This window comes from Psychrobacter sp. MES7-P7E, assembly GCF_002863645.1.
In the GTDB taxonomy this organism is placed as follows: domain Bacteria; phylum Pseudomonadota; class Gammaproteobacteria; order Pseudomonadales; family Moraxellaceae; genus Psychrobacter.
This window is the reverse complement of the sequence record NZ_PJBU01000019.1, coordinates 1-6344: the sequence shown is the minus strand read 5'-3', so window position 1 is coordinate 6344 and position 6344 is coordinate 1. Positions and strand designations below refer to the sequence as shown.

Here is a 6344-nt window from a genome sequence, read left to right as displayed (position 1 = left end):
AATCTTATTTTAGTAGATGAATAAATCTGTATTTTTTTCAATGGGTTATGATTTAATCAATTTTAATAGGTGTAGAAACTGATTATAAATGTGCTATTTACTGTACTTTCTAACATTAAAAACGCTTATCTTTGTTAGATAAATACCTTCTACTATCTTTGAGCTTTACCTTCGATTAGTGCAACCATTTCTCTATTTGAACTTTATAACTTACCCATCTTTTCAAAAAATGCTTTATACGCCGCTACTTTCTTATCCAACGATAGTGGATAAGCACGTGAAGTCGACGGTAACCTATATAAGGTTAGGTTATTCACATCAGCTTTCTGGTTATCTGTACTCTGCCATTGATAAGGGTAATCCATACTTTGATTGGTTTTTGGATGCTTTGATTTGGCAATTGGCTCGTCTAATAACCCAAGCAGTATTTCGGTCGCCTTACCTCCTGTCGTAAACAATGACGCTACCTTTGGCACTTGCGGCAAGATAACATCTAAATCAACAGGTGTGACTACTGTTAGATTTTTATCCGAAGCATTACCCGTCTCACGGATGGCCTGCTTTACTGTCGGACAAGAAGCAATACCACGTTCAAACATAAAATCTCGAATGCGCTCAGGGTCAAAGCGCTTCTCATCGCCTACTCTAAAGTAGTCAGCATCATCAAAAAATACTCGGCCATATATCCGCCACATATCATTATAAAAATTGGGATAATGAAAGCTCATTGCCCATTTATCAGCAGTTGGTGGAAAAGTACCCATCATCATGACCGTGGCATTGGGCGGTAAGACAGGCTCAAAGGGGTGATTTTCAAGCTCTGTGGCTTTGTCATCAGACAGTTTAGATTCAGTATCAGCAGTTTTTTGGGTGCTTGGTGTTTTTATAGTCATGATATTCTTCATCAGAAAAGCGGTTTTTTTGGTATCATAGCAAGTCTAAACACTACCTCACTTATAATCACGTTATATAGTCAAACTTAGTCGGTTCAATCAGTTGACTTAAATAGCGCGATATCATTTTACTTAGCCTGAATTGCTTAGGCTTTGATGGCAGCTGTGAACGCAAATATTGTCATTGCGATAAATGAGCACTGTCGTAAAGTAGTTTATTAGCTTGATTGTGAAGGGTTTAACTTTACTATTTATAAGCTAAAGATATGGTTAAAGTGCGGTAAGTGTTTGTATCTTTTATACTAATAGCAACCGCAGTAACTGCGCAAGCATCAGACAAGAAACCAAGAGAGTACTTATGAGTGACTTAAACAGCGATTTAAAAATTACGGTAATCGATCATCCACTAGTCCGTCATAAACTCAGCCTCATGCGCGAAAAAGACTGTAGTACTTATAAATTTCGTACATTGACCAAAGAGCTTGCACGCTTGATGGCTTATGAAGCAAGCCGTGATTTTGAAATCGAAACTTTCCCAATGGAAGGCTGGTGTGGCGAAATCACTGGTGAGCAAATCATCGGTAAGACGGCGACGATCGTACCGATTTTACGCGCAGGTATCGGCATGCTTGATGGGGTGCTCGACTTGATCCCTACTGCTAAGATTTCTGTAGTCGGTCTACAACGTGATGAAGAAACGTTGCAGCCAGTCCCTTTCTTTGAAAAATTTGTGAGCCACATGGACAAGCGTCCTGCGCTAATTATTGATCCAATGCTAGCTACGGGCGGCTCAATGGTTGCGACCATCGAGATGCTCAAGAAAAATGGCTGTACGAATATTAAAGCATTGGTATTGGTGGCTGCACCTGAAGGCGTACGCTTGGTAAATGAAGCGCATCCTGACGTGACTATCTACACTGCCGCATTAGACAGCCATTTAGATGAGCACGGTTACATCATCCCAGGTCTAGGTGATGCTGGTGATAAGATTTTTGGTAAGCAGTTATCGAATAGATAAGTCGCATTAGGGTAAATAAAGCCGTCATCAAAATTATGGCAACAGCAGACAGCATCAATAATAAGGACAGATAATGAACGTATTGATTACAGGAGCGAGCGCGGGTTTTGGTAAAGCGTTGGCAGAGCGTTTGGTTGCTAACGGCCATCGAGTGATTGGTTGCGCCAGACGCCTTGATAAATTGAATGCTTTGGCAGAAACTTTAGGTGAGGCTTTTTTACCCGTGGTTATGGATGTGAGCGATACAGCGTCTATCCCTCACATCATTGCTGACTTGCCTGATGACTTTAAACAAATCGATGTCTTGGTCAATAATGCAGGATTGGCACTGGGTACAGAGCCTGCTCACAAAGCCAGTCTTGATGACTGGATGCGTATGACTGATACCAATATTAAAGGCTTGATGGCGCTGACTCATGCGGTCTTGCCAGCGATGGTTGAGCGTGACAGTGGCTATGTCATCAATGTCGGTTCGATTGCTGGTAGCTGGCCTTACTTTGGTGGTAACGTTTACGGCGCAACTAAAGCGTTTGTAAAACAGTTCAGCTTAAACTTGCGAGCAGATCTGATTGGTACCCAAGTGCGTGTGACCAATCTTGAACCTGGCAACGTTGCTGGCACTGAGTTTTCAAACGTGCGCTATCATGGTGACGATGACAAAGCTGCCAAGGTGTATGATGGCTTTAAAACTATGACAGGTGAAGATATCGGTGATATTTTGTTATGGCTAATTGAGTCACCTGCTCATATTAACGTCAACCGTCTAGAAGTAATGCCAGTCGCCCAGACTTATAATGGACTGACGATTGCCAAGCAAGATTAGTATTAACTGCTCGACTAGTTTTAGTGTCAATGTTGATTATCGATATATTACTTATCAACACCGAACCTGTTAGCGCATCTCATAAGATCGAAGCAATATAGAGTCATCTATATTGCTTTTTTTTATGTCTTCAATAGCTTGCTCATTGACCAAACGCAAATCCTGAAAGTCCAAAATCAACACTTCGTTACGCAGACGTTCGCTAGTGCGCTTATTATGACGTATCGCAAACCCTAATACTTGCTTACCAGTGATAGTTATCTGATTAATAATTAACCTTGAAGTATTCACGGTCAGCTTTTGTGCCAGATTTTGAGCATTTATTATTGCCGTTGCTGGATTCACCGTAGTGGTTAACGTCTTTGTCTGTCGTACACTTTTGGGCATATCTCCTGCAAAAAACAATATCTGACCTAATGGTAAATATTGCGTATGCCGTACTAATTCTTGTCGGAACAATGCAGGCATATCTGTGTTAAAACTGTCTTCTGTCTGCTGATAAAATGCGGTGAAGTTACGATGAAGATAACGCCCGAACACCGTAGTATTAATCCATTCTTGATAAACATCATCTGCTAATAACTGCTTGGTAAAAGCACTGGCATCAATTGTGACATCCCTACTCAAAGTAGCAGGCAACATCGATAGCAAAAGCGCTTGCGGACTGGCAAATGTCTGCTGCTGCCATACTTGTGGATATAGGCTACTATCGAGTAATGGTAATGTTGATCTACTCATGCACTTGTATCCTCAACGATAATTTTCAGCCCCTACATAGTATTGGTATAGTCTCACTGTTAACTTTTACCCTTAGCCAAATTCTATGCTATGGTCAGATGCCTGCTTTAATATAGCAGTCTTTTATTCGCGGTATAGCTATTTTGTAGCGGTGTACTCTACCGCAATACTTTCTTAGCTAAATTGACCAAGGCAGCTTGAAAAATCAAAGTGATATCACTCTATGAAAAAAGACCTCATACCCTTTCCTACTCCCTACCAGCTAAAGACTATTACTGTCCAAACAGCTGATGGAACGCTGCTGCCCGTCTCTGTCATTGGCAAAGGTAAACCTGTCCTATTAATGCACGCCTTTGGTATGGATGCGAGGCAATTTTTGCCATTTATTTTACCGCTCATTCAGCACTACTGCTTTTACTTGCCGCATTTTAGAGGGTTTGGTTTGGCCAATAACTTAACGTTGCCAACGTTTGATTTTATTGAGCAATATGCACAGGATACCCAAGATGTATTTGAATACGTGAGTAAAGAGACTGGCTTTGAGGCTTTCCCTGTTGCCGCGATATCGATGGGAGCATTGGTCATGTGGGCGTATTTTCAGCGCTTTGGTACTCAGCGCGTCAGTCACTATCTGAACATTGATCAAGCACCGATTATTCATAATCAGCCAGACTGGCAAGGTGGCGGTGTATTCGGCACACGACAAACCGAATTGTTTGCGCAATTTACACAGTTAATTACCGACACTGCTCCTTATTTACAAGCCGAGCAAATGGTTGACTTCCGTCACCTGCCCTATCGATTAAAAGTGAATTTGTTAGACATGGAACGCTCTTTTTCTCTACTCTCTGTCAGTAGTAAACCTTCGCAATTATTGGTAAAAGCCCTCAGTTATCGGGCACCACACAAAATCTCACTAATGCAGCACGCGACATGGCAACACAAACTGCGCTGCCTATCTGCGTATGTTGCACTGCCCTACGATTACCGCGAGGTTTTGCCAACAGTCAATATTCCGACTACCTTACTGATTGGTGCGCGCTCGCAGTTATATAATGCAGAGTGGCAACAGCGTTTGACGACTCTGCTGCCCAATGCGCACAGTATTATTTTGCCAACATCAGGCCATGCCGTGCCGATGGATGCACCAGTTAGTTTTTATCAAGTCTTGAAAGAGTTTCTGAACGCTTAATTATGGGTTTTTAATAATGTACAAAAAAAACGACCTCAACGGGTCGTTGTTTTGTGCGCTAAATTCAATCTAAATTATTGGCTAAGTATTAATCATTTAATGGTTTAATCAATTCAAATCGTGGAATTTCCTTACCATCAACCGTAACTGTTTCAGCGAACATAGCAAGCGGACGAACCCACACGCCATACTCACCATATAAGCAACGATACACCACTAGCGATTCCTCAGTTTCTGAATGCTGCGCCGTATGCAATACTTGATACAAGCTGCCTTTATAGTGGCGGTAAATGCCTTGGGGAACGGTTTGGTTCATATAAAATCTCTATTAATCAAAAAGACTATTTACTTCTTTAAAGACATTTTCAAAATTCTGAAGCGTTACTTCACTAAAAGTACACTCATCAGTACTGATTTTTGCTATCTCATTAGCAGGTCTGAAATGATTGAATCTATTCTTTTCAATTACTTTGTTAATTTGAAGAATAATTCTATCAATATTAGAGTTAAGGTCGGAAACCTCTATGTTGTCGTATTCGTTGAATGCTGAATTAAATAAATTTAGATAGTCTTTCTTTTCAAATAAATCTTCTAAGTCAGCTTTATCATAAGTGTCTATAAAATCATGGAAAAACCTTACTTTGCTCTGATGTATAATTTTTTCCGATATTAGATTTTCCATCTTAACTCTTGCTTTAACATCATTGTATGAATCTAGAAGACACGCTATTTCTAGCTGAGAACCACGCAATAGAGATATAAAAGTTGCTACTTTTTCTAAACCACCAGTCGGTACAATAGTTATATCATCCCTAATACCTTGACGCCCAAGGGATTCCAATAGCCCAGATAAAGCTGTTAGTATAATTAAGTCAGATACGCCCTCAACGAGCAGGTTTTTCTTACTTACAAATAGATTTTGAGCGATATCATAGCCTAATGCAGCTTGCAGAGGAAACAACGTATTTGGATCTTTTTCTTGAATACTATTTGAAATGACTGATGTTTTGTCCTCTTCAAATACAGTTCTTACTCGCTCTAAGCTATTTGAAGGAATCATAAAGGGTGAATGAGTCGTATAGATTATTTGATAATCTTCCGATAGATCTTCTAGAAACCTCAGTAAATCAGCTTGTGCTGAAGCATGTAAATTCAAACCTGGCTCATCTAGTAATAACACATATTGAGAATCAGCATCTTCCTGTATCTTTTTAAACCAAACTAGAAAAGAGAAAAACCAGTTAAAGCCTTTACTTCTATTTTTTAAAGGTAAAGACACACCTTTGTTCTTTACACGAATATCTAATACATGCTCAACAACTCTATTCTGATTATCTTTCACAGAGTCAATTTGAAAAGTAATACCAAGGTTCTTGTTAGTTTGCCAATACTTAAAAAGCTCTTCAGAAATAATAGCTTCAGTTGCTTCGAGCTCTGCAATAAAATCTTCAAAGTCATTTGACTGTATCAACTCAGATGTATCTATCTCTGCTAGATCAAACAAAGCTCTTGCTGTCTTTTGCTCACTGTCACCAAGAGTCTTACTTTCAAGTTTTTCAATACTAATTCTAGAAGGTAGTGCAAAGTACTCGTCATAGTACAAAAATTTAGGAAGATTAGGTTTTAAAAAAATTCTTGCAACATATTCACTGATATGGTCGCTTTTCCAGTTCCACTCAT

General features: G+C 39.8%; 7 protein-coding genes. 3 read left to right on the top strand and 4 right to left on the bottom strand.

Going from position 1 to position 6344, the window contains the following annotated elements:
- Positions 1–203: 203 nt before the first annotated feature.
- A complete protein-coding gene (locus tag CXF62_RS01120) occupies positions 204–770 on the bottom strand; it encodes a DNA glycosylase (RefSeq protein WP_371548632.1) in 567 nt (188 codons plus the stop codon).
- Between the two features lie 481 nt (positions 771–1251).
- Here CXF62_RS01120 and upp point away from each other — a divergent pair, with 481 nt between their 5' ends.
- Both upp and CXF62_RS01110 read left to right on the top strand, forming a co-directional pair.
- Positions 1252–1911 carry a uracil phosphoribosyltransferase gene (gene upp / locus CXF62_RS01115; RefSeq protein ID WP_057761878.1) on the top strand — a complete coding sequence of 220 codons (660 nt, stop codon included), beginning with the start codon at positions 1252–1254 and terminating at the stop codon, positions 1909–1911.
- 73 nt (positions 1912–1984) lie between these two features.
- Positions 1985–2734, top strand: a complete 750-nt coding sequence (locus tag CXF62_RS01110) for an SDR family NAD(P)-dependent oxidoreductase (RefSeq protein ID WP_102092606.1) — start codon at positions 1985–1987, stop codon at positions 2732–2734.
- Positions 2735–2803: 69 nt separating this feature from the next.
- On the opposite strand, the gene CXF62_RS01105 is transcribed toward CXF62_RS01110, so the two are convergent.
- Positions 2804–3472 (bottom strand): hypothetical protein, encoded by a 669-nt coding sequence (locus tag CXF62_RS01105; protein ID WP_102092605.1) that lies wholly within the window; start codon positions 3470–3472, stop codon positions 2804–2806.
- Between the two features lie 223 nt (positions 3473–3695).
- Between CXF62_RS01105 and CXF62_RS01100 the strand changes: the two genes are divergently transcribed.
- Entirely contained in the window at positions 3696–4664 is a 969-nt protein-coding gene (locus CXF62_RS01100; RefSeq protein ID WP_102092604.1) for an alpha/beta fold hydrolase, read from the top strand.
- Between the two features lie 88 nt (positions 4665–4752).
- On the opposite strand, the gene CXF62_RS01095 is transcribed toward CXF62_RS01100, so the two are convergent.
- Together CXF62_RS01095 and CXF62_RS01090 are read right to left on the bottom strand one after the other, a co-directional pair.
- Complete coding sequence (locus CXF62_RS01095) at positions 4753–4980, bottom strand: DUF1653 domain-containing protein (RefSeq protein ID WP_102092603.1); 228 nt, start codon at positions 4978–4980, stop codon at positions 4753–4755.
- 12 nt (positions 4981–4992) lie between these two features.
- The coding region (locus CXF62_RS01090; protein ID WP_102092602.1) for an ATP-dependent nuclease at positions 4993–6344 on the bottom strand (1352 nt) is incomplete at its 5' end.